The sequence below is a fragment of the Dactylosporangium fulvum genome (assembly GCF_025137375.1).
Classification (GTDB): Bacteria; Actinomycetota; Actinomycetes; order Mycobacteriales; family Micromonosporaceae; genus Dactylosporangium; species Dactylosporangium fulvum.
In genome coordinates this window covers 3,149,035-3,175,924 of record NZ_CP073720.1, presented here as the reverse complement: position 1 = coordinate 3,175,924, position 26,890 = coordinate 3,149,035, and the positions used below count along the sequence as shown (strand labels likewise).

The 26,890-nt window shown below is 70.2% G+C and carries 12 protein-coding genes; all 12 read right to left on the bottom strand.

Features of this window, described 5'->3' with window-relative positions; translation table 11 throughout:
- Positions 1-419: 419 nt before the first annotated feature.
- A complete protein-coding gene (locus Dfulv_RS14600; protein ID WP_259863501.1) occupies positions 420-1,934 on the bottom strand; it encodes a phytoene desaturase family protein in 1,515 nt (504 codons plus the stop codon).
- Positions 1,934-3,142, bottom strand: a complete 1,209-nt coding sequence (fabV, locus tag Dfulv_RS14595; RefSeq protein WP_259863500.1) for an enoyl-[acyl-carrier-protein] reductase FabV — start codon at positions 3,140-3,142, stop codon at positions 1,934-1,936. Before fabV ends, Dfulv_RS14600 begins: the two co-directional genes overlap by 1 nt.
- Positions 3,139-3,660, bottom strand: coding sequence for a flavin reductase family protein (locus tag Dfulv_RS14590; protein ID WP_259863499.1), 522 nt, complete (start codon positions 3,658-3,660; stop codon positions 3,139-3,141). Before Dfulv_RS14590 ends, fabV begins: the two co-directional genes overlap by 4 nt.
- Complete coding sequence (locus tag Dfulv_RS14585; RefSeq protein ID WP_259863497.1) at positions 3,657-4,763, bottom strand: histidinol-phosphate transaminase; 1,107 nt, start codon at positions 4,761-4,763, stop codon at positions 3,657-3,659. The genes Dfulv_RS14590 and Dfulv_RS14585 overlap by 4 nt, the downstream gene beginning before the upstream one ends.
- Entirely contained in the window at positions 4,760-5,995 is a 1,236-nt protein-coding gene (locus Dfulv_RS14580; RefSeq protein ID WP_259863495.1) for a cytochrome P450, read from the bottom strand. Before Dfulv_RS14580 ends, Dfulv_RS14585 begins: the two co-directional genes overlap by 4 nt.
- Positions 5,992-6,207, bottom strand: a complete 216-nt coding sequence (locus Dfulv_RS14575) for an MbtH family protein (RefSeq protein WP_259863493.1) — start codon at positions 6,205-6,207, stop codon at positions 5,992-5,994. The genes Dfulv_RS14580 and Dfulv_RS14575 overlap by 4 nt, the downstream gene beginning before the upstream one ends.
- A gap of 23 nt (positions 6,208-6,230) precedes the next feature.
- Positions 6,231-13,595, bottom strand: a complete 7,365-nt coding sequence (locus tag Dfulv_RS14570; protein WP_259863492.1) for an alpha/beta fold hydrolase — start codon at positions 13,593-13,595, stop codon at positions 6,231-6,233.
- An 83-nt stretch (positions 13,596-13,678) separates the two neighbouring features.
- Entirely contained in the window at positions 13,679-17,857 is a 4,179-nt protein-coding gene (locus tag Dfulv_RS14565; protein WP_259863491.1) for a type I polyketide synthase, read from the bottom strand.
- The gene (locus tag Dfulv_RS14560; RefSeq protein ID WP_259863490.1) at positions 17,850-24,296 is read right to left on the bottom strand and encodes a non-ribosomal peptide synthetase; all 6,447 of its coding nucleotides are present in this window, start codon (positions 24,294-24,296) and stop codon (positions 17,850-17,852) included. The genes Dfulv_RS14565 and Dfulv_RS14560 overlap by 8 nt, the downstream gene beginning before the upstream one ends.
- Before the next feature lie 26 nt (positions 24,297-24,322).
- Positions 24,323-25,459, bottom strand: a complete 1,137-nt coding sequence (solA, locus tag Dfulv_RS14555) for an N-methyl-L-tryptophan oxidase (RefSeq protein WP_259863489.1) — start codon at positions 25,457-25,459, stop codon at positions 24,323-24,325.
- Positions 25,460-25,464: 5 nt separating this feature from the next.
- A complete protein-coding gene (locus Dfulv_RS14550) occupies positions 25,465-26,538 on the bottom strand; it encodes an LLM class flavin-dependent oxidoreductase (protein ID WP_259863488.1) in 1,074 nt (357 codons plus the stop codon).
- A gap of 61 nt (positions 26,539-26,599) precedes the next feature.
- The gene (locus Dfulv_RS14545; RefSeq protein ID WP_259863487.1) at positions 26,600-26,755 is read right to left on the bottom strand and encodes a phosphopantetheine-binding protein; all 156 of its coding nucleotides are present in this window, start codon (positions 26,753-26,755) and stop codon (positions 26,600-26,602) included.
- Positions 26,756-26,890: the final 135 nt, after the last annotated feature.

The window sequence follows — 26,890 nt, the reverse complement described above, 5'->3', positions numbered from 1 at the left end:
CGCGTGCCTGCTATCCAGCTGCAGGTATTACTGCCAAGTCACAGTTCGAAAACGGATTTGACGTCAATTTGCGCTGCCGCCACGAGTGGAGTCCCTTCCATGTCTGGCCCACCGGCGCCACCCGTCCCAAGGCATGAAGGCGGACGAATTCCTGTGACGGAACCAATCGTTTCAGTGACAAGGCATTGACGCCAAGCACTATCGACAGTGACGAATCTCACACTCACCCATTGACGGCACGTCCCTCGACACCAATTGCGGGCACGTGTCAAGACTTGTTGACGCAAATTCCGCAGTCTGCAAAGAACCTCCTCCCGAATTCGGTGCCGAACCAAAAGAATGCGCACGCATACAACAACCGATCCTGCTCAAATAGATCATTCACTCGCGATCAACGTTTCCGGGCCAGCGCCGTTGTTTTACCGTCGCGGGACGGAGCGAGGCCGGCGCGCGGCGTGTGATCCCTGGCCGTCAGTGTTCCTGCCAGGCGCCAAACGGGGCGGCGTCCGGATGCCGAACTCGCGGCGCAGCACGGAAAGGGCCGCGAGATAGCCGGACATCCCGTGTACTCCCGGCCCCGGTGGGGTGGCGGCCGAACACAGGTACACCCCGGGAAGCGGTGTGCGGTACGGGTCGAACCGGGCCGTGGGGCGCAGAACGCTCTGAGCGAGCGTCACCGCTCCGCTGCTGATGTCGCCGCCGACGTAGTTCGGGTTGTACGCCTCGAGCTGTCGAGCGCTGACGCCGCGCTGCGCGAGCACGGTGTCACCAAAGCCCGGCGCATGACGTTCGATGCGTGCCCGCACGAGATCCACCGGATCCCTGTCGTCGTTGTTGGGCACATGAGCGTAGGCCCAGACCGGACGCTTGCCCGCACGGGCTCGTGTGCCGTCGACCGCGGCAGGATCAACGAGAAGGACGAATGGCTCTTCAACCGCGACGCCCCTGACGGTCAGCGACTCCGTACGGTACATCTCCGCCCGAGATCCGCCGAGATGTACTGTTCCCGCCTTGCCGAGCTCCGGATTTGACCAGGGAATCGGTTCTGACACGAGGAAGTCGACCTTGGCCGCGGCGGGCCCGTAGCGAAAGCGGGCCAGCCTGTTTGCGTAGCGCCGCGGCAGGCGATCGCCCGCGATCTCCAGCAGGCCCTTCACGCCTGTGTCCAGCAGTACCACCTTCGCGCCCGCCAACTCCCGCAGGTCGGTGATGGTCCGGCCCAGGTCAAAGGTGCCACCGTGAGCCGTGATGTCGGCGGCCATGGCCTCGGCGATCCGGGCGCTGCCGTGCTTGGGGACGGGCCAGCCTGTGCCGTGGGCGAGATGGCCCAGCAGCAGGGCTATCACACCCGAGACGAGACTGGGCAACTTGCCGATGGCATGCGCGGCGACTCCCGTCAGGAGCGCGGCGGCTTCCTCCGTGGCGAAACGCCGGCGGGCGAGCGCGGTCCCGTGTGCGAGCGTTCTCCCGCCGAGCAGGAACGGCGCCGCCCAGTCGTCCGGCAGGGAGCGCCCGCCGTGCAGCGCCAGGTCCACCACACCGACACTGTGCGCCACGAGGGGCTCCATGAGGCGACGCCACAGCTTCCCGTCCGGGCCGAGCCGGTCGCACGTAACGTCGAGATCGTGGTAGGCGAGTCCGGCGCGGCCCCCGTCCAGTGGATGCGCGTAGCCGATCTCGGGCCGGAGAAGCTCCACACCACGCGCGGCCAGGTCGAACTCGCGGAAGAACCGAGACACCTTCGCCAAGGGGTGCACAGCCGAGCAGATGTCGTGGACGATGTCGCTGTCGAACAATGGCATCGTGCGCAGGCCGCCACCGAAGTGCTCGGCGGCGTCGTGCAGCACGACATTCAGCCCGCTGCGCGCCAGCGTTACCCCGGCCGCCAGCCCGTTCGGGCCGGTTCCGACGATGGCGACATCGACCTGGCGCATCAGTCGGCGGGCCAGGGGATGTCGGTCTCGACCGCGATGGAGTAGTCGACGCCAGGGACGCTGAAGCCGTACAGCTGGCGGACGCTGTCGCGGAACCAGTCGAGGTCGGCGAGTTCCGAAACGGTGTCGGTGGTTGCGGCATCCCACCTGTCGGCAATGACGTCCTGAACGGCCGACGTGAGCTCCCAGGTGTCGAGCCGCACTCGTCCCTCGTCGTCGGTCTGCAGCGGGCGCACGCCGGTCAGCTGGTCCCACAGCTCCGACAGCTGGTCGACGGGAGACACCATGCCGTCTCCCAGGACCCGGCGCAGCAGACCGGTGTAGAGGGCGATCCCCGGGATGGCCATGGACGACTGGGTGACGGCGGCGCCGTTGACCGACGTCACCGCGCGGCCCCCGCAATGTTCGCGGAGGCGCGCATCGAGCGTCCGGGCCGTCTGCTCCAGGTGCGCCTTCGCGGCGCCGACGGTGCCTTGCCGATACATGGCGGCGTTCAGCGGCGAGCCGATGTACGAAAGGGCCGCCGTGCTGAAACCGTCGGCGAGCAGCCGGCGGCCGGCCAGGTACGTCACCCATCGCTCCCAGTCGGCCCCGCCCATCACGCCGACCGTGTGCACGATCTCCTCTTCGCCGGCCGGCTCCGTCACCGCTTCCCGGATCTCTGCCTTGCCGTCATCGTCGAAGGCGAGGGTCCTGGTCCGGGCCGTCGCACCGATCGGCTTGAGGACCGAGTGGTAGGTGACACCGGTCTCGGGGTCGATCCGGCGCGGGGCGGCCACGGAGTAGATCAGATGGTCGAGCCGACCGAAACGCTGCTCGATCAGGTCGCCCACCTGTTCCTTCATGCCGTCCGAGAAGGCGTCGCCGTTGAGAAAGCGCATGTCCTGCCCGGCCGCGCGGGCCAGTTCGGCGGTCGCTGCGGTGCGATACCACCCTGCCGTGGCGCTCCGACGCTCGGTCGGCGCCTTCTCGAAGGCAACTCCGACCCCGCGGATTCCCGCGCGCGCCAGGCCGGCGACCGTGGCGGCCAGTCCGTAGCCGGCGGAGGACCCGATGACGAGAGCCACAGGAGCGTCGTCGTCGCCGTCGCCCCGAGGCCGAGGCACGACCGCGCTCCACAGGTCGTTCACCACACGGGCACAACCGGCGGGATGCGAATCGATGAAGAGAAAGCCCAGGTTGCGCGGAATGATGACGCGTTCGCTCATGAGGCAGTCCTTGGCATGACGGCGGGCATGGTCCCGAGACTGGGACGAAACGTGCCGAAGACTCGGTCGGCATATACTAACGGACAGTCGGGCCAGGCTCGCTGAGCGTTCGTGACCGATCCGAGCAGCAGAAGATGGTCGCCGCCCCTGATCTCCTGTGCGACGTCGCATGCCAGCCATCCGAGGCAACCGGCCAGCCGCGGCAGACCGTCGTCGGCATGCCACTCAGCACCGGCGAACCGGTCCACGTCGCGTCGGGCGAAGCGGGCGGCCAGCTGCTCCTGTGAAGCGGCGAGCACATTCACCCCGAACCGTCGGGTCCGGATGATTTTGGGTAGCAGGGTGGAGTGATCGCTCAGCGCGATGTTCACCATCGGCGGGTCGAGCGAGAGGGATGCGAACGCCGTGACCGTGGTCCCGTGCGGCATACCCTCGTCGAAGGCGGTAACAATCGTCACCGGCGCGCCGACGCCCGCCATCACGTTCTTGAACTGCCGCTCCGCCGCCGCCGTGGTCATACGGTGCACCGCCCCTCCCCCGCCGCGAGTTCAGCACGGAACCGCGACGCGCAGCACAGAAACTCGTCATTGGCCGCGGCGTCGCCGATGCTGACCCGCACGCCCTCGCCCGGGAACGCCATGACGGACACCCCCGCCGCGGTGCAGGCGTCCGCGAAGGCCGAGGTACGGTCGCCGAGCCGGAGCCAGATGAAGTTCGCACGTGACGCACCGACGGCCCAGCCGGACGCCGTCAACCGCCCGATGACGCGTGCGCGCTCGGCGGTCAACGCCACGACGCGAGCGCGCATCGCGGACTCGGCGCGCAGCGCGATGATCGCCGCATCCTGGGCGAGCTGGCTCACGCCGAAGGGAAGCGCGATGGTGCGCAGCGCTGTGGTCACCGGCTCGTGGGCAACGGCGTACCCGACCCGCATACCCGCCAGGCCGTACGCCTTGGAGAAGGTGCGCAGCACGCACACGTTCGGACGATCGCGGTAGAGCTCGATGCCGTCCGGGTGATCCGGATCGTCCGCGAACTCGACGTACGCCTCATCTATGACGATCAGAAGTTCCTCCGGCATCCGGTCCAGGAACCTCTCCAGCTCCGCACGGCCCACGACGGTGCCGGTCGGATTGTTGGGGTTGCAGACGATGACCAGTCTCGTCCGGTCGGTCACCGCCCGGGCCATGGCCTCCAGGTCGTGCCGGTCGTCAGCGGTCAGCGGCACCTGGACCGGCGCGGCATCGACCAGCCTGGTCATCACCGGATACGCCTCGAACGAGCGCCAGGCGAACAGGACCTCGTCCTGCGGGCCCGCGGTGATCTGCAGCAACTGCTGGGTGATGCCGACCGAACCGGTGCCCACCGCGATGTGCGCGGCCGGAACACCGAGCTGGGCGGAGAGTGCGGCGGTCAGGTCGCGGCACCACATGTCCGGGTAGCGGTTGGCATCCCCGGCCGTGGCCAGCAGTTGTTCCACGACGCCGGGCAGCGGCGGATACGGGCTCTCGTTGGCGGCCAGCCGGTGGAACGCCGGGCCGGCCGGGACGCGCGCGGGTGTGTAGCCGGGAACAGCGGCCAGTGACGGGCGCAGCCGAGGGCTCGTGCGGCCGGACATCATCCATGCCCCGCCGTCGGGACAACCTCGGCGCGGTCCCGGGTGAACGTGACGGGCAGCCGGCTGACGCCGGCCAGGAAGTTGGACCGTGAGTACTCGACGTCGCCGGCCAGGCTGACCGAGCCCGCCTGGTTCCGTATCTCCTCGAACAGGATCTGCATCTCGATCCGGGCGAGCGCGCCGCCCAGGCAGAAGTGCGGGCCGAACCCGTAGGCCATGTGTCTGTTGGGTGTGCGCGCCAGGTTGAAGGTGTACGGGTCCTCGAACACCTCCACATCCCGGTTGGCGGCGCCGATCCACAGGCTGACGATCTCGCCCGCCGAGATTCGGGCTCCCCGGATCGTGGTGTCGACCGTCGCCACCCGTGCGATGTGCAGCGCCGGCGAGGTCCAGCGGACGACTTCCTCCACGGCGCTGTCGATCACGTCCGGCCGCTCCTTCAGCACCCGCCACTGGTCCGGGTGCTGGATCAGTGCGAGCAGGCCGCCGGCCGCCGAGAAGCGGGTGGTCTCGTCGCCGCCGATGATGAGGTTGTAGCAGTTGAGGTACACCTCGACCTCGGTCAGCGGCCGCCCGTCGATCACGCCGACCGCCAGCATGCTCACGGCGTCGTCCTGCGGGTTCGCCCGGCGCTCGGGCACAAGCTTCGCGTAGTAGTTCATGATGTCGCTCTGCGCTCGGGCCGCCGCCAGCGGCGTGCTGTCGGCATCGAGTGCCGTCGAGGTGAGCTCCAGCATGCGCGGACGGTCCTCGACCGGGACGGCGAGCAGTTCGCAGATCGCCTCCAGGGGAATGCGGGCCGCGACGTCGGCCACGAAGTCGCAGCCGCCGCGCTCGACGGCCTCGGCGACCAGCCGCCGCGCCACCACGCGGACGCTGTCGGCGATACGTCGCATCGACCGGGCGGAGAAGCCTCCCTGCAGGATTCGGCGCAGGTCCCGGTGCCGCGGCGGATCGGTGACGGCCAGCATCTGCCCGCCGGCCGGGTCACCGCCGGCCAGGAGCGTCCCCAGGATGTTGCCGCGGGCCGAACTGAAGGTGGCGGGGTCCTTGAACACCTCCATGATGTCGGCGTACCTGGACAGCACCCAGAAGCCCGGGACGCCGGGCTTGGGCTCGTGCCATCCGACCGGGCAATCGTCCTGCAACCGCCGCCACAGCCGAGGCTGGTTCTCCACCGCGTAGACGTCGGGGTCCAGCAGGTCAACGTCGACGGGCGTCCTCGGGTGGCTCACCGGACTGCGTCCTTCGCGGCCGCCAGGCTCGCCGGACGCAGGTCGGTCCAGTTCCGGGCGACGAAGTCGAGGCACTCCTGCCGGTTGCTCGCGTCAAGCCGGACGTCCCAGCCGCGGGGAACCTCGATCGCCTCGGGCCACAGGCAGTGCTGCCCCTCGTCGTTGACCAGCACTCGATAGGTACCGTCCGGGTCGTCGAACGGATTGGTCATGGTCATCTCCTCCGCCGGGCGCGTCATCCGCCCGCCATCGCCTTCCCAACGAACATGCCGATCTCGGCCAACGGCTTGGGGTGGATGATGCTGTTGTGGCCGTAGGGCATGGGACGGTTGTGGATCCGGCCGGTGCTGAACCGTTGCCAGCTGCGCGTCACCGCATCCACGTCGCGGTCGTCCCCGTCCGCGTGGAAGAGCAGCAGATCGCCGTCGTACGGGGCGAGCGTGGCCTGGCGCAGCTTGATGTTGTTGGCCGCGATGGTCACGAGCGACGTGATGCTCTCCTCGGTGAGGTTGCCGAGCGGACTGCCCTCACTGCGCAGGATCTGCAGCGCGCGAGCACGGGTGAGGTCCTCACCGGCGACGTCCCCCTCGTATCCGGCGTCGGCGAGCAGAGCGCCGAGCATCTCCTTCTCGATGTTCAGGTCGTCGCCGAACACCGGGTCGAGCAGCGGGTCCGCAGGCCAGGCATCGATCGCAGCCAGTAGGCCGATCCGCTGGCCCTCGGCGGTCAGCCGGGTTGCCATGGCATGGGCGATGACGCCCCCGAACGACCAGCCGAGGAGGTGATAGGGGCCGGTCGGCTGGATGGCCCGGATCTGCGCCGTGTAGTCGTCGACCATCGCGTCCAGGGTCGCCGGCAGCGGCTCCTCGCCGTCGAGCCCACGCGCTTGGATGCCGTAGACCGGATGCCGCTCCGGCAGGCCGCCGAGCAGGCCGGAGTAGCACCAGCTGATGCCGCCCCCGGGGTGAAGACAGAACAACGGTGCGGCTTCGCCCTCACGGCGCAGCGGCAACACTACGGCAAGAGGATTCTGCTGCGCGGTCAGCGAATCGAGCTGCCGGGCCAGGCCGGCGACCGTGGGGTTCTCGAACAGCGAGGCGATGGTCAGATCCACACCCAGCTCCGCACGGATCAGGCTGAGCAACATGGCCGCGCGCAGGGAGTGCCCGCCGATGTCGAAGAAGTTGTCGTGAACGCCGACCTCTTGCAGGCCCAGGATCTCGCACCAGATGGCGGCGATGGTCCGTTCGGCCGCGTTGCGCGGACGGTGGTCGACCGCGGCTCCGACGGCGCCCGCCTCGGCCAGGCGCCGGCGATCGACCTCTCCGCTCTCGGTCACCGGCAGCTCGGACACCACGGTGAACGCGCAGTCGGTGCGGGTCCCGTAACGGTCCACGAGGCCCGGATCGCTCCAGCCGTCTTCCGCGGCGCCGGCGGTGCGGTAGCCGACCAGCCGGTGGAGCGGGGCCGTGGCGGTGAGCAGCCGGCCGGCCACCCACGGCGCGGTGTGGTCCAGGCCGATCAGGATCTGCGGCGTGCTGTGCCGCAGGGCGACGTCCACCGACACGACGCCCTGTTCTGCGGTGATGGCACGGTAGCCGCGGGCCTCGGTCAAGGTCTTCATGGCGTAACCGCGGCTGAGGCCCAGCTCGTCCCACATGGTCCAGCCCAGGCTCTGGGCCCGCATGCCGTGCGCGGTGGACTGGTGGACGGCCAACGTGTCCAGGAAGGCGTTGGCGGCGGCGTAGCCGGACACGTTGGCGCCGCCGAAGAACCCGTTCACCGAGGAGTAGGACAGGAAACGGATCTCGGGCCGCTCCTTGACCAGGTGGTGCAGGACGGCGGCGCCGAGCACCTTGGCCCGGGTGACGTCCGCCCAGTCGGCCGCGCCCGCATCGGTCACCGGCGCTTCGTGGAACTGCCCGGCGAGGTGCAGGACGGTCGTGACCGGCCGCGAGAAGCGGGCCTCGGCGTCCTGGATCGCCGCGCGCACGGCCGCCTCGTCGGTGACATCGGCAGCCACGTAGTGAACCTCGCCCAAGGCGCGCAGCCGACGGAGGACGGCGATCCGCTCGGCAATCAGACCGCCGGAGGACAGCGTCTCGTCCCAAGCGTCTTCGGCCGGCAACACGGTCCGGCCGAGCAGCAGAAGGCGCGCGCTGTTGGCCGACAGCAGATGGGCGGCCGTCTCGGCGGCGACACCGCCGAGGCCACCGCTGACGACGACAAGTTCGCCGGGGCGGAGACCGGACGTCGCCGGCGGAGCTGCGGGAAGCCGTTCGAGACGGCGCACCCAGCGCTCCCCGTCCCGCAGTGCCTGCTCGGGCTCGTTGCCGGCCGAGTCGAGCAGGTCCAGGATCCGCCGAGCCAGCCGCGCGGGTTCCTCCGGTTCCACGTCGATGTGGGTGGCCCGCAGCCAGTCGTACTCCTGGTCGACGGACTTCACCACGCCGACGGCGGCGCCCCGCTCACACATCACCCGGTCACCGTCACGCAACCACTGGCTGTGGGAGGCCACGACGGTCAGCGCGACCGGCCGTTCCGCCGGGTTGGCGCGGACCACGGCACCGATGAGCCCCGCGAGCGCCAGCGGCCCCGCGTGATAGGCCGCGGTAAGCGCCTCCGTATCGCTCGGCAGCTCCCCGAACGGGGCGTAGCCGACAAGGTGGACAACACGGTCGGCAGTGTCGTTCTCCCGATGTACCTCCGGTGTCTGCCCGGCACCGGCTGGCCGGACGGTGCAGCGCTCGCCACGGTCGCGCAGCAGGCCGGCCAGGGCGTCGGCCACGCCCTGGCTGTCGGCGTACAACAGGGTGTGGTGCGCTTCCGGCGCGACGGGGCGAGGCCCGGCGGCGGCCCGCCGCCACACCGGCCGGTGGAACCAGTTGGGCATCGTCGCACCGTCGTCCGGGCCGGCTCCGGTTCGCCGGAGGTCCGCCGCGAAGTCCCCGGCCTCCAGCTGCTGACGCAGCAGGGTGCGCTGGATCTTGCCGATTTCGGTCTTGGGGATGCGGTCCCGGGTGACGGGCACCAGGTAGGTGGCCTGGGCGCCCGTCTCGCGCAGGAGCCGGGCGCGGATCAAGGTAATCGCCTCGGCCTCGGTCACCCCGTCTTTCAGGCAGAAGAACACGGCCAGCTCGTCCGTGGAACTGCCCGCGGTGCGCACTGCGCACGCCGCGGTGAAGGATCGCTCGACCTGGTCCAGCTCCTCCACGCATTCCTCGAGTTCGTGGCTGTGGAAGTTGTGGCCGTTGATGATGATGGCGTCCTTGGCCCGCCCGGTGATCGTCAGCTTGCCGTCGCGTAGCACGGCGAGGTCGCCGGTCTCGAACCAGCCGTCCGCGGTGAACGACGCGGCGTTCTGCTCGGGATTGAGGTGATATCCGGAGGTGACGGCTGACCCCTGGACCTGGAGCCGTCCGGGCACCCCTTCGCTCACCACAGCGCCGTCGCTGTCGACGATCCGCATGGTGAATCCCGGGAAGGGGGCGCCGACGCAGACGAACTTGTCGTCGTCGTCGGACGTCGCCAGGTCGAACCGGTCGTCGACCTCGCCGGACGACGTCTCCGACATGCCCCATGCCGGGCGCATGGCGGTGGCGGGCAGACCGAGCGGGGCCAGCGCCTGCATGAAGCGCCGGGTTACGCGGGGAACGATGGCCTCGCCGCCGTTGATGATGACGCGCAGGGCGCTCAGGTCCCAGTTCTGCCCGGCGAGTGCGGCCGAGCGCTCGGCAATGAGGCCGAAGGCGAAGTTCGGGGCCCATGTGGTCGTAACCCGATGCTCAGCCATCTTGGCCGTCCAGCGAAGGGGTTCTGCCAGTACCCACTGCGTCGGGGCCTGGATCTGCCGGCAGCCGACGAACACGTCGCGGATGTGGGACATCACGACTCCGCCGACGTGGTCGAGCGGCATCCAGTTGAACGAGACGTCCCGCGTGGTCAGCTCGTAGACGTGCACGGCGGCCACCGTCCTGGCCAAGACGTTGCGGTGACGCAACTCGACCGCTTTGGGGTGGCCGGTGCTGCCGGAGGTCAGCAGTAGCAGGGCCAGGTCGTCGCCCTGGGACTCGTGAACGTCGAGGTCCTGCGGACCGTCGCGCAGGTCGTCGAGGACGGCGAGGCGGAGGTCATGCCAGCCCAGCCGATCGGCCAGCCCGCGCAACGGGCCGGCGAGCGTGCGGTCCGTGAACAGCAGCGGGCCCGCCAACAATGACCAGGCGCCGGCGAGCTTCCTGGTGGCGGCCGTGTCCTCGGTGTAGGTCGGCGACACGGCGAGCGGGACGACGACGAAGCCGCCCTGTATGCATGCCCACAGTCCGGTCACGAAGTCACGGTTGTCCGCGAACTGCAGGATCACCTTGTCGCCGGGACGGACGCCCAGCGCGCGGAGACCGCCGAGCACCCGGGACGCTTCGTCACGCAGCAGAGCGTAGGACTGGTGGTCCTCCTCGCCGTCCGCGGAGATGTAGACGATGTCCCTGGCGGCCGGGTCAGTGGCGACCCGTCGGAGCACGTCGGCCAGGTTCGCCGCGCCCGGGTCGAGGGCGGGCCCGCCGCTGCTGATCGCGGGCGTGTCCGGATGCTCTGCCGTGCCCGCGCTCCTGGCCTGCACGCTCTCGATCTCGGTGTCCCGGGCGAGCGCCCGCAGGTTGACGAAGTCGTCGGTGGTCGGTGCCGGCTCGTTCCCGGTGACCACCACGACCGCCGGGATGCCTCGCTCGGACAGCGCCTGCTCCCACGCGCCGGCCAGCTCGTCGTCGAGCACCGGCAGTTCACCGAGCGCGGACGCGTCCACGCCGCCGCCGGGGGTATGCGGCAGGGCGGTGACGAACACGACGCCCGACAGGCCGATTCCGCTGGGCAGGCCGGCGCGGGCGGCCTGTTCGACGCGCTGCGCCGTCACCTTGCCGCGAGGGACGGCGTAGGACACGAGTTCGGCGTGCCCGGCGGTCGAGCGGCGGGCCAAGACCGTGCAGTCAGCGATCGCCGGCTCGGCCAGGATCGCGGCGGTCACTTCGCCGAGATCGACGGGGACACCGCAGACAACGGCGGTGCCGGGGCGCCGACCGAGGACCTCCAGCTTCCCGGCAGCGGTGATCCTGCCGGTGTCACTGCTCGAAGCCGACGCCGCGACGGCGTTGCCGGCGGCGGTACGGGCGAGACCGGGACCGCCGACGTACACCTCGCCCGCGACACCGACCGGGACGGGAAGTCCACGCGCATCCAGCACCCGCAGCGCGCACAAGGGAGTGAACGACACGGTCTCATCCGAGGGACGCGACTCGGCGACACCGGTCAATCCCGCCTGAGGGGTCGCGTACACCCAGCGCGCCGCGGACCCGAATCGGTCCCGACAGCGCCGGACGAGGGCGGGTGAGGGCATGGCCGTCAGGCACAGCAGCGCACGCGGCGACACTGCCTGAACGTCCGCGGCGAGGATCGCGGACAGCTCCGCGTCGGCGGCGATCACCACGGTGGCGTCTGCGGGGACGCCCGCTCCGTCGGCGGCGACCAGGGTCGCCCCGTGGCAGATCGGAAGCAGCGTCTCCCAGACAGCATGCTCGCGGCCCCAGGTAGTGTGCCGGGCGACGAGGTCACCGGGCGTCAGCGCGGACAGCCCGGCCAGGCGTCCGAGCCGGCCGGCGAGCCCCGCATGGTCGAGGACGAGCGGGCCGCCCGGCACATCCAGCACGAGAGCGGCGGCGGCACCGGAGGGCTCCGCCGGTGCCTCGGCGGCGGGCGGGCCGGCCTCGTCCAGGTGCACTGCGCGCAAGTCGACCGTCGTCAACCCGTCGGCCCGGTCGTCGGGCGCGCTGCCCCGGGTGAGCAGCACGGCGAGCCCCGTGCGACGAGCCGTGCGGCGCAGCCGGGCCGGGTCGTCGCCCGGGTTCACGGGCACGCAGACTCCCCCTGCCGCCAAGACGGCAAGGGTGCCCAGCAGCTGGTCGTCCGGGGCATCAAGGCATACGCCGACCCGCGCACCCGCTGTCAGCCCGGCGCTTCGGAGATGGGCCGCCAGCGCTCTCACGCGAGCTGCGAGCCCCTGGTACGACAGCACGGCATCCGGCGCGCGCACAGCCGTCGCCTCGGGACGGGCCGCCACCTGGGCGGAGAAGCGCCTCAGTACGGTGGCCCCGGCATCGAATTCCGACTCCAGACCGCCGACCGCGTCCAGCACCTGATGGTCGTCCGCCGTGAGCAGGGGCAGCTCGCCGATCGTCCGGGAGGGGTCCGACAGCACACCCTCGAACACCCGCGTGAGGTGTGCGGCCATGCGTTGCATCGTGCTGCGGTCGAACAGGTCGGTGCTGTAGACGAAGGCGCCGCGCAAGCGGTGCGGATCGTCCCAGCAGTGCACCTCCAGGTCGAATCGCGCGGTGCCCTCCTCGACGGCGATGCGCTCCGCACGCATGCCGTCGAGTTCGAAGCCGCCGAGCTCGTAATTCTGCAGCGCGAACGTGACCTGGAAGAGCGGGTTCGCACCGATGCCCCGCTGCGGTGCAACGTCCTCCACGATCTTCTCGAACGGGATGTCGTCGTGCGCGTAGGCGCCTTGGCTCATCTCCCGGACCCGGTTCAGGAGCCGGGTGAACGGCGGGTTGCCCGAGACATCCGCACGCATCGGCAGTGTGTTGACGAACGACCCGATCAGCGGCTGGGTCTGGGCATCGTCGCGCCCCGCCATCGGCGTCCCGACGATGAAGTCCTCCTGACCCGAGTAGCGGTGCAGCATGGCGGCGACCCCGGCGAACAGCGCCATGTACAGCGTGACGCCCTCCGTCTGGCACAGCTGCCTGAGCCGGGCGGTGAGGTCCTCGTCGAAGGTCCAGTCGAGTCGGGCACCGGCGAAGGAGCGGGCCTCGGGACGCGGGTGGTCGGTGGTCAGGTGCAACTCGGGCAGGTCACCGCGCAGTCGCTCGCGCCAGTACGACAGCCCGTCCTCCAGTGCCGTCCCGCGCAGGTGCCCCACCTGCCATTCCGCGTAGTCGCCGTACTGAACGGCCAGTTCGGGCAGGTTCGGAGCCTCCCCCGCCCGGCGGGCCCGGTACGCCTCGCTCAGCTCGCGCAGGAGGATGCCCAGCGACCAGCCGTCCACAACGATGTGGTGCATCGACAGGACGAAGAGGTGGTCGTCGGGTCCGACGCGCACCAGGGCGGCGCGCAGCAGCGGACCCTGCTCCAAGTCGAAGGGCGCCTGGATGAGCGCGGTCACCTGCTCGCGCACGGCAGGCGTTTCGAGCACGGGCGTCCCGTCGTCCGCAGAGCCCACCGCCGCGTGCACAGGCAGCGGTACGTCAACGGCATCGGCGACGAGCTGACGCAGGCCGCCTTCGTGCTCGCGGAAGGTCGTGCGCAGCGCCTCGTGCCGCTGTACGACGTCGTGCAGCGCGGCCCGGAGCACGGGCACGTCCAGTTCACCTGTGAGCCGGTGCACCATCGACACGTTGTAGAAGGCGCTGCGCGGGTTCAGGCGATTGAAGAACCACAGTCCTTGCTGGGCATAGGTGGCCGGAAACTCCAGAGCGTCGGCCGCCTCCTCGGATGCCGCCCGCACGTCGGTTCCGGGTTCCTGCTTCTCGCTCGTCGAAGTGGACAAGGTGTACTCCTTGGCGACTGGCACCCGGCGCTGTGCCGGTGATTCATGTCGGACTGGACTTCGGCGGTGCAGTTGGCGAATGGTCAGCCGGCGCGCCGACCACGGCGGGCACTCGGCACGATCCCGGGACGCCGGGCTTCGCCCCCGGTGCCGCGGAGCGCATCGGCCTCGGCGGCCATCGCCGCAACGGTGAGCTTCTCCATGAGCTTTTTGACCCGCATCTCGACTCCGAGCTCTTCCCCCAGTCGCTGGGCCAGTTGCAACGCAAGCAACGATTCCCCGCCCAGGTCGAAGAAGTTGTCGTCGGCCCCGATGCCCTCGACCCGCAGGATCTCCTCCCAGTGCCGGGCGACAACGCGTTCGGTGTCGGTTGCGGGGCTGCGGTGTGCGACTTCCAATGCGGGCCGTGTCTTCAGCACCGGTGCGATTTCCTGTACCGGCCGCACGGACGTCGCGACGCCGGTCTCACCGGCGACGGCCGCCGCGGGACGGCGGCCGACGATGAGCGCGGTCGGGATCAGCGGCCGCTCGGCCCGTTCGTCGCTGAGGACCTGGACCTCTTCGAACCCTGTCGAGGCCAGCAGCGCCCGCCATTGGTCCGCCGACATGATCGGCGAGTGCCGCCGCAGGTCGTCCGCGAAGGCCCACCACTGTGGCAGCAGCCCCACGCACAGTTCCGAGGCCCAGGGCATCCGTACCGTTTCCAGGGCGCACAGCCGACCGCCGGGGGCCAGAAGCCCTTGGACATGACGAACGCATTCGTACGGGTCAGCGGGTATGTGCAGGACGTTGAAGGCCAGCACCACGTCGAAGCCGCCGCTGAATGCGTCCGGGTTGCGGGCCTTTCCGATGTCGAGCGTCCCGAAGGACATGAAGTCGATCCCGCGCCGCTCGGCCTCACGCTCGGCCTCGAGCACGAACGACCGTCCCAGGTCGGTAACGTGGTATTCCACGCCGGGAATGCCCCGCAGCGCCTCGGCCACAGGCCAGGTCAGCCAACCTCGTCCGGCGCCCGCCTCGAGAATCCGGAACGGCCGGCCACGCGCCGCACGCGCCAGTTCCGCGACGTGCTCGGCCAGCAGTGTCCGGTACAGGCCGAAGTCGCCCTCGCCGAGGTGTGCCTCAACCACGGCGGCGGTGAGATCCGTGCGCCCGTCGGGGGTCAGCACCGCGGCGCCGTTCACCTTGCCGCGCATCACCTCCGCGCACTCGGCCAGGCAGGTTTCGAGGAGTTCCAGGTCCTTCGCAAGCGAGGGATGCCGCTGCGTGACGGAGGCGGCGAGCCGGGCCCGCTCCGCGGCGTCGTCGGCGTTCCCGGCAAATCGCAGGACGTCCCCTTCACGAACCAGCAATCCCGACTCGACCAGCATGCGCAGCATGGCGTCGAGCAGCTTGCGGTACGGCCCGGCCGGCCGGAGACGGTCGACAAGGTCCGCGTGGGTGTACGTGCTTCCCGGCCTGGTGTTCACGCCGGACGCGCGCAGGAAGTCGGTGGCCCGGAGGGCCGCGAGCCGGTCGAAGTCCGCGTGCACCCCCGCCGACACCGTGGTCACCGCGGTGTCGCGGCGTAGCTCGCGTTCCGCTTCGGCAAGGTCCCGCGCGCTCCGGGCGACGCCACCTCCGGTGCGGCCGGGGCGGACCTCGTCCAGCCAGTACCGCTTGCGCTCGAACGGGTAGCCGGGCAGGGGGACGCGGCGACCTTCGTGGTGGTTCTCCTCATCGCGCGTCAGCCGGGCACCGAGCTGCCAGAGACGACCGACCGCGGTCAGCAGCACCTGCTGATCGTGCTGGTCGGCCCGCGAATGGCGCATGGTCTCCACCGTCGGCACGGAGTCGCCGAACGTCAGCTGGGCACATCGGGTCAGGATCCGGCCCGGCCCGACCTCCACCAGCGCGGTGTTCCGGTCCGCGCAGAGCTGCGCCAGCCCGTCGGCGAAACGCACTGTTCGGCGGGTGTGCTGCAGCCAGTACTCGGGACTGGTGGCCTCCTCGTCGGTGATCCAGGTGCCGGTGAGATTGGAGACGAAGGGAAGCGCCGGGGGGCGGAGGGTGACCCGGGCGAGTTCGGACGCGTAGTCGTCCAGGATGGATTCCAGCAGCCAGGAGTGCACGGCGCTGGGGAAGTGGACCCGGTGATACTCGACCCCGTCGGCGTCCCAGCGCAGCTCCAGCCCGCGGATCTCCTCCACCGGCCCCGATACGGTGCAGAGGGCGGGTGCGTTGACGGCGGCCAGGGAGACCCGGTCGGTGAGGTGGTCGTCGAGGTCCCGCTCACCGAGCACGACACTCACCGAAATGCCACCGGCTCGCTCCAGGAGCCACTGCCGCTTGGCGATCAGGGGCAGCACTTCCTCCAGGGAGATCACACCAGCCAGGCAGGCGGCCGTGTACTCCCCCGCGGAATGTCCGATGTACGCGTTCGGCCGGATACCCTGCGACATCAGCAGGGTGGCGAGGGCGTACTCGGTCGCGACCAGTCCGGGCAGCAGGCTCGACCGCGGGCCGTGCTCCCCACGATGCATGGCGGCGCGCACGTCGAAGCCGAGAACGGGCCGCAGGATGGCCGCGCAGCGGTCCAACGCCTCCCGGAACACCGGTTCGGTTTCGTACAGGCCGCGGCCCATGCCCTCGTACTGCGCTCCGCCGCCCGGAAAGAGGAACGCGACGGGCCGTTCGGCCAGGTCGTCGACCGGTGGGGCGGGGTGATGCGGAGCGCTCAGCCGGGTCACCTCATCGCCCCGGTCCCGGCAAACCGCGAAACGGCGGTGCGGGAACAGCCGGCGGCCCGAGCGAAGGGTGTGCGCCACGTCGGCGAGCGCGAGTCCGGGTGTACGGGCGAGATGATCGCCCAGCAACGTGCCGAGCCGGTCGGCCGCCTCGGCGGACCTGGCCGACCAGGGCAGCAGAACCCAACCGTCGCTGGGTTCCGACCGCGGGACGGCGGGGGGCTCCTCCAGGACCGCATGGGCGTTCGTACCGCCGATGCCGAACGAACTCACGCCCGCCCGCCGCGGCGTCGAACTCGCCGGCCACTCGGTGAGCCGGTCGTTGACGCGGAAGGGCGAAGCGTCGAAGTCAATGAGCGGGTTGGGCGCGGTGTAGTGCAGGGTCGGTGGGATTTGGCCGTGTTCCACCACCAAGGCGGCCTTGATCAGGCCCACCACGCCCGCGGCGGCGTCGGTGTGCCCGACATTGCTCTTGACCGAGCCCAGCGCACAGAAGCTTGTGCGGCGCGTGGTTTCCGCGAATGCCTGGGTCAGCGCGGCAACTTCGATCGGATCACCGACCGGGGTGCCCGTTCCGTGGGCCTCCAGATAGCCGATGGTGTTGGCGTCGATCTCGGCGGCCGCGTGGGCGTCGAGGATGACCTCGCTCTGTCCCGTTGGGCTGGGCGCGGTGAAGCCGACCTTACGGCTGCCGTCGTTGTTGATTGCGGTGCCCTTGATCACAGCCCGGATGCGGTCGCCGGCGGCCACCGCCTCGGTCAGCCGCTTCAGGACGACCACCGCCGTGGCATCGCCGGGCACCATGCCCGCAGCACCGGCGTCGAAGGCCCGGACATGGCCGTCGGGCGAGAACGGGCCGTCGGGCGTGTAGCGATAGCCGCGCCGCGCACCCGGATTGATCGACGAGCCGCCGGCGAGCGCCAGGTCGCAGCGGAAGGACAGCAGGTCCTGGCAGGCGAGATGGATCGCGACCAACGAGGTGGAGCAGGCCGTTTGGACGGTCAGCGCGGGTCCGGTCAGGTTCAGCGCATAGGCGATGCGGGCGGCGAAGATGCCGGGTTCGTTGCCCATGGACGCCGACCAGGCCCGCAGTGGCTCGACCGACTCGTCGAAACGGGGGCGTACGTGCGACATGTAGTAGCGGCTCTGACTGGCGCCACCGTAGACGCCGATCACTCCGTTGAAATGGTCGGCGTCGTGGCCCGACTGCTCCAGCGCGTGGTGGCAGACTTCCAGGAAGATGCGCTGTTGCGGGTCCATCATCTCGGCCTCCTCGGCGCGCAGGCCGAAGAAGTCCGCGTCGAACAGGTCGGCGTCGTCCATCGCCGAGGCGGCCTTGACGAGGTAGGGGTTGCCGAGCGCCGCCGGGTCACCGCCGAACGCCAGATACTCCTCGTCGCTGATCGGCCTGATCGCTTCCTCGCCGGCCAGCAGATTGGCCCAGAACTCCTCCACGTTGCGGGCGCCGGGGAAGCGGCCCTCCATGGCGACGATGGCGATGTCCAGATCCCGCACCGTGCGGGAGTCGTCAGGCATTGCGCTGTGTGCCCTTTCCGTTCTTGTTGGCGGCCCTCCGGGCCAGGGCGTTGTGCTGGAGCCCGGCCCGCTGCCGGGCCCGGTCGACGCCGCTGCTCCGGGGCGGCGGCTCGGCGCCGACGACGGCCGCGCTCAGGTGCGCGGCCAGCGCGGCCACCGTGGGGTGTGCGAACAGGTCGACGACCGCGACCGGGCGGGCAAGCTCGTCGACCAGCCGTTTCTGCACCGCGATCAGGGTCAGGGAGTGTCCGCCGACGTCGAAGAAGTTGTCCTGGGCGCCGACCTGTGCAAGGCCCAGCACGGCACACCACACGTCGGCGATGTGGCGCTCCAGCCCGTCGCCGGGGGCGACGTACAACGCGGTGGACGAGGTCCACGACACGGGGCGGGCGGCCAGCGCGATCCGGTCGATCTTCCCGGAGGGAGTGAGCGGCAACGCATCCAACTCGACGATGATGGCCGGCACCATGTAGTCGGGGAGCGTCGCGGCCAGCGACTCCCTCAGGTTCCGCGGTTCCGCGGCCGCCGCGGCGACCGTCACGTAGGCCACCAGTCGCCGGTCGCCAGGGCGTTCCTCGCGGACCACCACCGCCGCGTGGTTGATGTCGTCGCGGGAGGTCAGCACGGACTCGATCTCACCCAGTTCGACGCGGAACCCGCGGATCTTGACCTGGTCGTCGGCGCGGCTCAGGAACTCCAGCCAGCCCTGGGAGTGCCACCGGGCGAGGTCACCGGTGCGGTACATCCGGGTGCCGGGCGGACCGAACGGGTCGGCGACGAAGCGGCTTGCGGTGAGATCGGTACGACCGAGATAGCCTCGGGCCGTGCCGGGGCCGGCGACGTACAGCTCGCCCGGCACGCCCGGCGGCACCATCCGCAGGTTCCGGTCCAGGACGTACAGCCGTGTGTTGACCGATGGCGGGCTGATCGGCAGCTCCCCGGCGGCGGTCAGCGGAGGGCTGATCGCGCAGGAGACCGTGATCTCCGTGGGCCCGTAGGAATTGACCATCCGTCGGCCGCGCGACCAACGCGCGATCAGGTCGGCCGGAGTGGCCTCACCGGCCACGACGATCGTGGTGGTCGATGGCAGACCGCCCTCCACGGGGAGCATCGCCAGCACCGACGGCGGCAGCGTCACGTGGGTGATGTCGTGCACGGCGGCAAGCTCGGAGAGGTCGGGACCGGGCAGCAGGCGCCAGGCGGGCGCCAGGATCAGGGTGCCGCCGGTGAACAGCGCCATGGCGACGTCCCAGAAGGCCGCGTCGAAGCTCGCGGTGGCGAACTGCAGCACCCGGTTGTCGGGGCCGACGGCGCACCGTTCGACCTGATTCGCGAGCAGGCTGGGGACACCTGTGTGGCAGACGACCACGCCCTTCGGCCGACCGGTCGAACCCGACGTGTAGATGACGTATGCGGGGTGCGCGGGCAGGAGGGGGATGACGCGCTCATCGTCCGTCACGTCCTTGGCGGACATGGCGGCGACGACGGCCTCGGTCGCCGGCTCGTCGATGACGACGCAAGCGGACGAGCCGGCGAGCAGGTGAGCGACCTCGGTGGTCGTCAGCACCTGCGCCGGTTCGGCGTCCTCGACCATGTAGCGGATGCGGTCGGCCGGATAGTCGGGGTCGACGGGGAGGTAAGCCGCTCCCGCCTTGAAGATGGCCAGCATGCCGACCACCATCTCCAGCGAGCGGGGCACCGCCAGCGCCACTACCTGCTCCGGCCCCACGCCTTGGGCGACGAGGTAACGGGCGAGCCGGTTGGCCCGGTCGTTGAGCTCGGCGTAGGTCAACCGGACGCCCTCGAAGACGACGGCGGTCTTGTCCGGCACAGCCGCCGCCTGCGCCTCGAAGAGCTGGGAAGCGGTGGCGTCCTCGACTTCGCGGCGCGGCCCCTGCCACCCCTCCAGCAGGTCCTCGCGCTCCCGGGGCAGGAGAATGCCGAGTCGACCGACAGGGACATCCGGGGTGTCGACCGCTGTCTCCAGGAACAGCACGAGGCGGGCCAGCAACCGTTGCGCTGTCTCGCGGTCGAACAGGGCGCCGCTGTACTGCAACGAGCAGTCGATCCCGCCCGGCGCCCGGACCTCTCCGTACGTCTCCGCGAACACGAAGGACAGGTCGAAGCGCGAGGTGTCGGTGTCGAACGGCACGACACGGGCGGTGAGTCCGGGCATGCCCGCGACCTCTCGCGCCGGCTCGCGGAACGCCAGCAGCACCTGAAAGAGCGGGTGCCGTGCCAGCGACCGGGTCGGGTTGAGTGCTTCGACCAACCGGTCGAAGGGCAGATCCTGGTGCTCGTAGGCCGCCACGTCGGTGGCGCGGACCCGGTCGAGGAGTTCGTGGAACGTCGGTGCACCGGATGTGTCCGTGCGCAGGACGACAGTGTTGACGAAGCACCCGACAAGGTCGTCCAGCGCTTCGTCGAGGCGGCCCGCGACGGGGGTGCCGAGCGGGATGTCCTCCCCCGCGCCCAGGCGGCTGAGGAGGGCGGCCAGACCGGCCTGGAGCACCATGAAGAGCGTGGCGCCACGATCCCGGCCCAGGCGCAGCAGCCGGGCGTGGAGATCGGCGCCGATCCGGCCGCCGACGGTGCCACCCTCTGGGCTGGCCGCGAGCGGGCGGGGCCGGTCGGTGGGCAACGGCAGTTCCTGGGGCAGGCCGGCCAGCTGCTCGGTCCAGTAGGCGAGCTGCCGGGCCATGCGGCTGTCGACGGACCGCTCATCGCCCAGCACCCGGCGCTGCCAGAGGGTGTAGTCGGCGTACTGCACCGGCAGGGAACCCGGCCAGACGGGGTCCGTACCTCGGCACCGGGCCGCGTAGGCGACGGCAAGATCGTCGGCGAACGGCCTGACGGACCAACCGTCGGCAACGATGTGGTGCATCACGACCAGAAGCGTGTGCTCGGTGGGTGCGGTTCGGAACAGGGTCGCCCGCAGGGGCAGTTCGCGCTCCAACGCGAAGCCCTCGACAAGCGCTGCACGCACCCCTTCCGCCTGCTCCTCAGGCCGGCAATCGATGACGATCGGCTCGACCCGACTGTCGGCGGCGGCCTTGACCTGCTGGTACGGAACACCGGCGAGCTGCGGGAAGATCGTCCGCAGGCTCTCATGACGGGCGACCACGTCGCCCAGCGCGCCACTGAGCGCGTCCACGTCGAGCCAGCCCGACAACCGGATCGTCAGGGGCACGTTGTAGGTGCCGGACATGCCCTCGACCTGGTTGAGGAACCACAGCCTGCTCTGGGCGAAGGACAGGGGCACCAGTTCGGGCCGCGGCTCCGGCCGCAGGGCGGGCAGGGTCGAGTCCGCGTCCCCGACGAGGCCGGCGATCCACGCCACCGTGGGGTTCTCGAACAGCGCGCCGATGGGCAGTTCGACACCCAGTTCGGCCCGGATGCGGCTGATCAGCTTGGCGGCATGCAACGAATTGCCGCCGAGGTCGAAGAAGTTGTCGCGGACACCGACCGCGGGAAGACCGAGGACCTCGGCGAACAGCGCAGCGATGGTGGTGTCGCGCCGGGTGCCCTCGGACGGGATCCGGTCGCCCGGCGTGACCGGCAGATCGGGTGCCGGCAGGGCCCGATGGTCGAGTTTGCCGTTGGCGGTCAACGGCAGCGCGTCGAGCAGTTCGACGGCGGCGGGGACCATGTGGGCGGGCAGGACGCGCGCGGCGTGCCCCCGCAGTTCGGCGGCGTCCGGCCGCGTCCCGGCAACCGGCACGGCGTACGCCACCAGCCGTGTGTCGCCCGGCCGGTCCTCGCGCACGACAACCGCGGCCTGTGCGATGTCCGGATGGCCTTCGAGCGCGGCCTCGATCTCACCGAGCTCGATACGGAAACCGCGGATCTTCACTTGGCTGTCCGCGCGCCCGAGGTAGGCCAGGGTACCGTCGTCGAGGATGCACGCCAGGTCGCCGGTGCGGTACATCCGTTCGCCGGCACCGCCGAACGGGTTGGCCACGAAGCGCTCGGCCGTCAGGCCGGGGCGTCCGAGGTATCCCATGGCCAGACCCGGGCCGGCCACATAGATCTCGCCGGTGGCGCCCTCAGGCACGGGCCGCAGTGCATGGTCCAGCACGTACACCTCGAGATCCGGAATCGGCACACCGATGACGCTGCCGCGGGCGGCACGCGCCGTCCTGCGGTCGAGCGCTGCGTAGGTCACGTGCACGGTGGTCTCGGTGATGCCGTACATGTTCACCACACGGGGTGCGTCGTCGCCGTGGCGCGCGTACCAGTCCCCCAGGCGGTGCGTCTCCAACGCTTCGCCGCCCAGGACGACAGAACGCAGGGCCAGGCGCCGGGACAGGTCCTGGCGTTCCCGGTCCGCCGCGATGAGCTGGTAGAAGGCCGAGGGGGTCTGGTTCAGGACGGTGACGCGCTCCTGGACGAGCAGCCGCAGGAAGTCGACCGGCGACCGGCTCGTATCGAAGGGCACGACGACGAGCCGCCCCCCGTACAGCAGCGGCCCCCAGATCTCCCACACCGAGAAGTCGAACGCGTAGGAGTGAAAGAGCGTCCAGACGTCGTCGGCGCTGAAGCCGAACCAGTGATCCGTCTGCTGGAACAGGCGGAGAACATTGTGGTGCGTGACCACGACGCCCTTGGGCCGGCCGGTCGAACCGGAGGTGTAGATGACGTAGGCCGGACTTCCGGGCCCGGCGCCGGCCGGGCGTTCGGTGGCGGTCAGATCCGCGTCGGCGAGCCCGCTCAGCTCAGCGGCGACCGCCTGGTCGTCCAGGAGCACGAGGTCGGCGCCGCCATGGACCCGGTCGGCGCCGGATGCGTCGCACAGCACCAGAGCCGGGGCCGCGTCCTGGAGCGTGAAGCGCAGCCGTTCGGCGGGATACTGCGGGTCGAGCGGCAGATAACCGGCGCCCGTCTTGAGCACGGCGAGCAACGCGGTCACCAGGCCGGCGCCGCGGGGCAGAGCCAGGGCGGCCAGCCGTCCGGGACCCACGCCCCGGCGGAGGAGCAGCCGTGCGAGGCGGTTCGCGCGTGCGTTGAGTTCGCGGTACGTGATCTGGGTCGAGCCGCTGGTCACCGCCGTGCGATCGGGCGTGCGTACCACTTGTGCCTCAAACGCCTCGTACAGGGTTGCGCCGAGCGGTGCCGACACCTGGCGGGGACGAGCGGATGGCAGCGCCGTGACGGGCAGGGGTATGCGTGCGAGCGGCGTGTCGTGATCCGCTTCGGCCAAGGCGGCGAGGAAGCCGGTGAACCGCCGGTGGTGGCCCGCCAGTTCCGCCTCGCCGTAGCGTGCGGCGTTGGCCTCGAAGGCGACGGTGAGCTCACCGGACGCCTGGTCGCCGCCGACGATGAGGGAGAGGTCGTCGATCGGTCCGGACGCAACGGTGACGACGGTCGCCCGGCTGCCGGCGAAGTCCAGCTCACGGTCGTAGTACTTGATGTTGACCAGCGGCCCGTTCAACTGCCGTCCGACCATGCTGAGGTCGCGCAGGACGTCCTCGTTGCGGTACCGCTGGTGACGGCGGAGCTCGCGCAGCCGGTCAGCGGTCTGGTGCAGCAGGGCGTCGACGGTGGTGTCACGCGATACCACCAGCCGCAGCGGCAACACGTTGACCAGTACGCCAGGGGTCTTGGCGGCGATGCCCCAACGGCCGGCCGTGGGCACACCGATGGTGATGTCCTCAGCCTGCGTCATGCGGTGCAGATAACCGGCGAGCGCAGCGATCACCAGCTCGGCGCGGTCAACGGCGAGCGGAGCCCTGGCTGTCTCGAAAACCTGGGCGGGTCCGGTACGCACCGGGGTCACCGACGGACCGCTGAAGGACCGCCGGGCGAGGGTGGCAGCGTCCGAAGCGCCGGCCATGCGCTCGACCCAGTACGCGCGATCCGTCATGAAGTCCGTGGACGACCGGTACTCGGCCTCGGCGCCGACGAGGTCGTCGAGGGTGCCGAACCAGCGTGGGCGGGGCTCCTCGCCGGCCGCATGGGCGGTGTAGACGTCGGCAACGCGCGCGGCGAGCAGCTGAAAGCCGTACCCGTCGAGCAGCGTGTGGTGGCAGCGCAGGTACCAACGGAACCGGCCGGGCCCGAGCACCAGCAGCGCGTTGCGGAAGAGCGGTCCGCGCACCAGGTCGACGACGGTCGCGGCGTCCTCGCGCATCCACCGGTCGGCCGCGCCCGCCGGGTCTGCCTCAGCGCTCAGGTCCACCACGTCCGGCCCCGGATCGGCCGGCGGCACGGGCAGCTGCCAGGGCCCGCCGTCGGACACGGTGAACCGCACGTTGAGCGCGTCCGTCTCAGCAAGTGCGTACCGCAGCGCCCGAGCGAACCCGGCCACGTCGACGGACGATTCGACCTCGACGAACTGAGCCGTGTTGTAGGCCGCGTTGACCGGGTCGATCTGCTGGGCGTACCACACACCGAGTTGGGCCCCGATGAGCGGCAGACGTGCCTCATCCCTAGCGGGCATGCTTGCGACTCTCTCCCGGCGAAGTCTCACAAGAATCGATTGGGATCGGTGAAGTCCAGCGGAACGCTGGTCTGCCGGCCGACGACGATGTCGGCCAGCGCCTCTCCGATGCCCGTGGAGTGCTTGAAGCCATGGAAGTTGCAGCCGCCACCGATGACCAGACGCGGATCGCCGTGCGGGCGGCCGATGAGGAACTGCTTGTCCGGAGTGCGGGTGAACATGCCGATCTCCGTCCGCGACGGCGCGGCGCCCATGCCGGGCACCGCCCCGGCCAGCACGCCGGCGACTGCGGTCCAGTCCTCGAGGGTGACGCCGCGGTCGCAGTCGTCGGCGGGAGTGACCTTGAAGGCGCTTCCGCCATCCTCCAGGCCGAGCTTGACGTCGCCGTGACCGCGGGAGCCATGGCCCCAGATGGCGCCGCCGTCACCGAGCTCCCGCATGAAGGGCGGCAGGCGATCGAGGGTGAACGGCTCGGGGTCGCCGACCGGACGGAACCAGGTCTGCGGGACGCGCACGGTCTCGAGCGGCAGACCGGGCACCAGCGTGTCGAGCCACGGGCCCGCGGCCACCACGACCTGGTCGACGTGGAAGTCGCGGACAGGAGTGCGGACCACCGCCCCGTTCGCGGTCAGCTCGACGGCGTTGACGCGGGTGTCGGTGAAGACCCGCGCGCCGGCCGCGGCCGCCGCGCCGACGGCGGCCCGAACGGCCTCCTCCGGCCTGATCAGGCCGGCCTCCGGCTCGCGGACGCCGATGTCGCCGTCCTGAAACGCGACGTGCTGCGGGAACGCACGGCCCAGGTCGTCGGCGTCGAGGACGTCCACCGGCAGGTCGTGCTCACGGGCGGCGCGCAGCGAGCCTCCCGCGATGTGCCCGTCGGCCGGGCCCATCAGCACGGCGCTCACCTGATCGAACAGGACACGGCCGGCCAGGATCTCCAGCTGTCGCCACAGCTCCCGGGACCGTTTGGCCAGCGGTACGAGACCCGGGTGCTCAAGGCACGTGACGCGGAACATTCGGCTGCCGCCGTGCGAGGCGCCGAAGGGGTGGCCCAGGCCGTACCGCTCGAAGCCGAGCACGCGCACGCCCCGTGCGGCCAGCTGCCACAGAGCTGACGAGCCCCAGGCGCCCAGTCCGACCACCGCCACATCGGCGTCGGGCATCCCCGTCACGTCGCGTGCTCCAGGCCGACGTAGGCGGGCATCACGTGCTCGGCGAAGAGCCGCATGGCGCGCTCGGCGTCCCCGTAAGCGATGTAGCCGGGGTTGAACTGGAGGCTGAGCGTGGGATCCGCGCCGAACCAGTCGATGAGCACGGCAATCTGGTCGCGTACCTCGTCCGGCGTGCCGGCCAGCACCTTGTTGTCGGCGTGTGAGCTGCGGAAGTCGTACTTCTTGACCTTCTCGACGAACTGCTCGTAGCCCCGGTACGCGTCGCTGCGCGCGCGGCCCCAGCTGGCCACCGCCTGGGCCATGTTCTCGACATAGTTCAGCTCGAAGGTCTCGGCGAGAGCCAGAGCCACCGCGCGGTCCTCGGCCACGTAGCAGGTGTACTTGATCTGAATGCGTGGGCGGCCCGGATGCCCTGCCTCCCGCCACGCCTCGCGGTAGCCGCTCAGCATCGACTGCAGTTGCTCGCGGGAGGTCACCGACGGAACCACCTGCAGGTGGTAGCCGGCTCGGCCGGCCGCGACGCACGACTCCTGGCTCATGGCGGAGGCGATGAAGATAGGCGGGTGCGGCTTCTGCACCGGCTCCGGGAGCATGGTGACCGGCCCGAACTGCTGGAAGGTGCCCTCCCAGACCACATCCCGCTCGGACCACAGTCGGCGGCACACTTCGACGCCCTGGTCGAAGCGCGCCCGGCTCTCGTCGATGTCGATCCCGAACGCCTCGAACTCCTGCGGCAGGAAGGCCCGTCCGAAGCCCACGTCCAGCCGGCCGTGAGAGAGGTTGTCCAACATCGCGAGTTTGCCGGCGAGCTTCAGCGGATGCGTGAAGGCCGGGATGACTGCTCCGGTGCAGATGCGAATCCGGCTGGTGCGCGCGGCCGCCGCGGCGAGAAACGTGACGGGGTCCGGCAGGTAACCGCCGTACGGGGAGAAATAGTGCTCCACGCACTGCACGTGTTCAAAGCCGAGGTTCTCGGCCAGGCTCACGAGCCGGAGGCACTCGTCGAAGTAGTCGCTCGCACTCTTCTTCGCCGGATCGACGACCGGAAAGAAATTCACACCGAATTCCATCACGTCTCCATGGCTTCCCGAGATTGAAATGATCACCCTTTAGCGGGGGACGATCCGGCAACTACCGGGATATGAGGCTCCACCACGACTTCAGCGTGGGCGCCGCAGCGAATTCCGCGATTTCGATGCGAAGACCGTCTCGCTGCCAGCGCGACACGATGCCGATGACGCCGATCGAGTCGAGGCCAAGATCTCGAAGATTGGCGTCTTCGGCCACGTCCGAGGGGCTGACACCGAGGCGCTCCGCGAGCTCTTGCTGCAGCTCCGGCTTACTCCTTGGAACTACGTTCAGATTACCCAATTGACCGCACCACGCCATCCGGCTCCGTCTGTGAATCGACGGGACCAACCG

Bases quoted from the DNA above. Each gene is read 5' to 3' on its own strand.
- Dfulv_RS14575 (WP_259863493.1), bottom strand. From the start codon at position 6,207: ATGACCAATCCGTTCGACGACCCGGACGGTACCTATCGAGTGCTGGTC.
- solA (WP_259863489.1), bottom strand. From the start codon at position 25,459: ATGCCCGACGCCGATGTGGCGGTGGTCGGACTGGGCGCCTGGGGCTCG.
- Dfulv_RS14590 (WP_259863499.1), bottom strand. From the start codon at position 3,660: ATGACCACGGCGGCGGCGGAGCGGCAGTTCAAGAACGTGATGGCGGGC.
- fabV (WP_259863500.1), bottom strand. From the start codon at position 3,142: ATGAGCGAACGCGTCATCATTCCGCGCAACCTGGGCTTTCTCTTCATC.
- Dfulv_RS14585 (WP_259863497.1), bottom strand. From the start codon at position 4,763: ATGATGTCCGGCCGCACGAGCCCTCGGCTGCGCCCGTCACTGGCCGCT.
- Dfulv_RS14550 (WP_259863488.1), bottom strand. From the start codon at position 26,538: ATGGAATTCGGTGTGAATTTCTTTCCGGTCGTCGATCCGGCGAAGAAG.
- Dfulv_RS14565 (WP_259863491.1), bottom strand. From the start codon at position 17,857: ATGCCTGACGACTCCCGCACGGTGCGGGATCTGGACATCGCCATCGTC.
- Dfulv_RS14560 (WP_259863490.1), bottom strand. From the start codon at position 24,296: ATGCCCGCTAGGGATGAGGCACGTCTGCCGCTCATCGGGGCCCAACTC.
- Dfulv_RS14600 (WP_259863501.1), bottom strand. From the start codon at position 1,934: ATGCGCCAGGTCGATGTCGCCATCGTCGGAACCGGCCCGAACGGGCTG.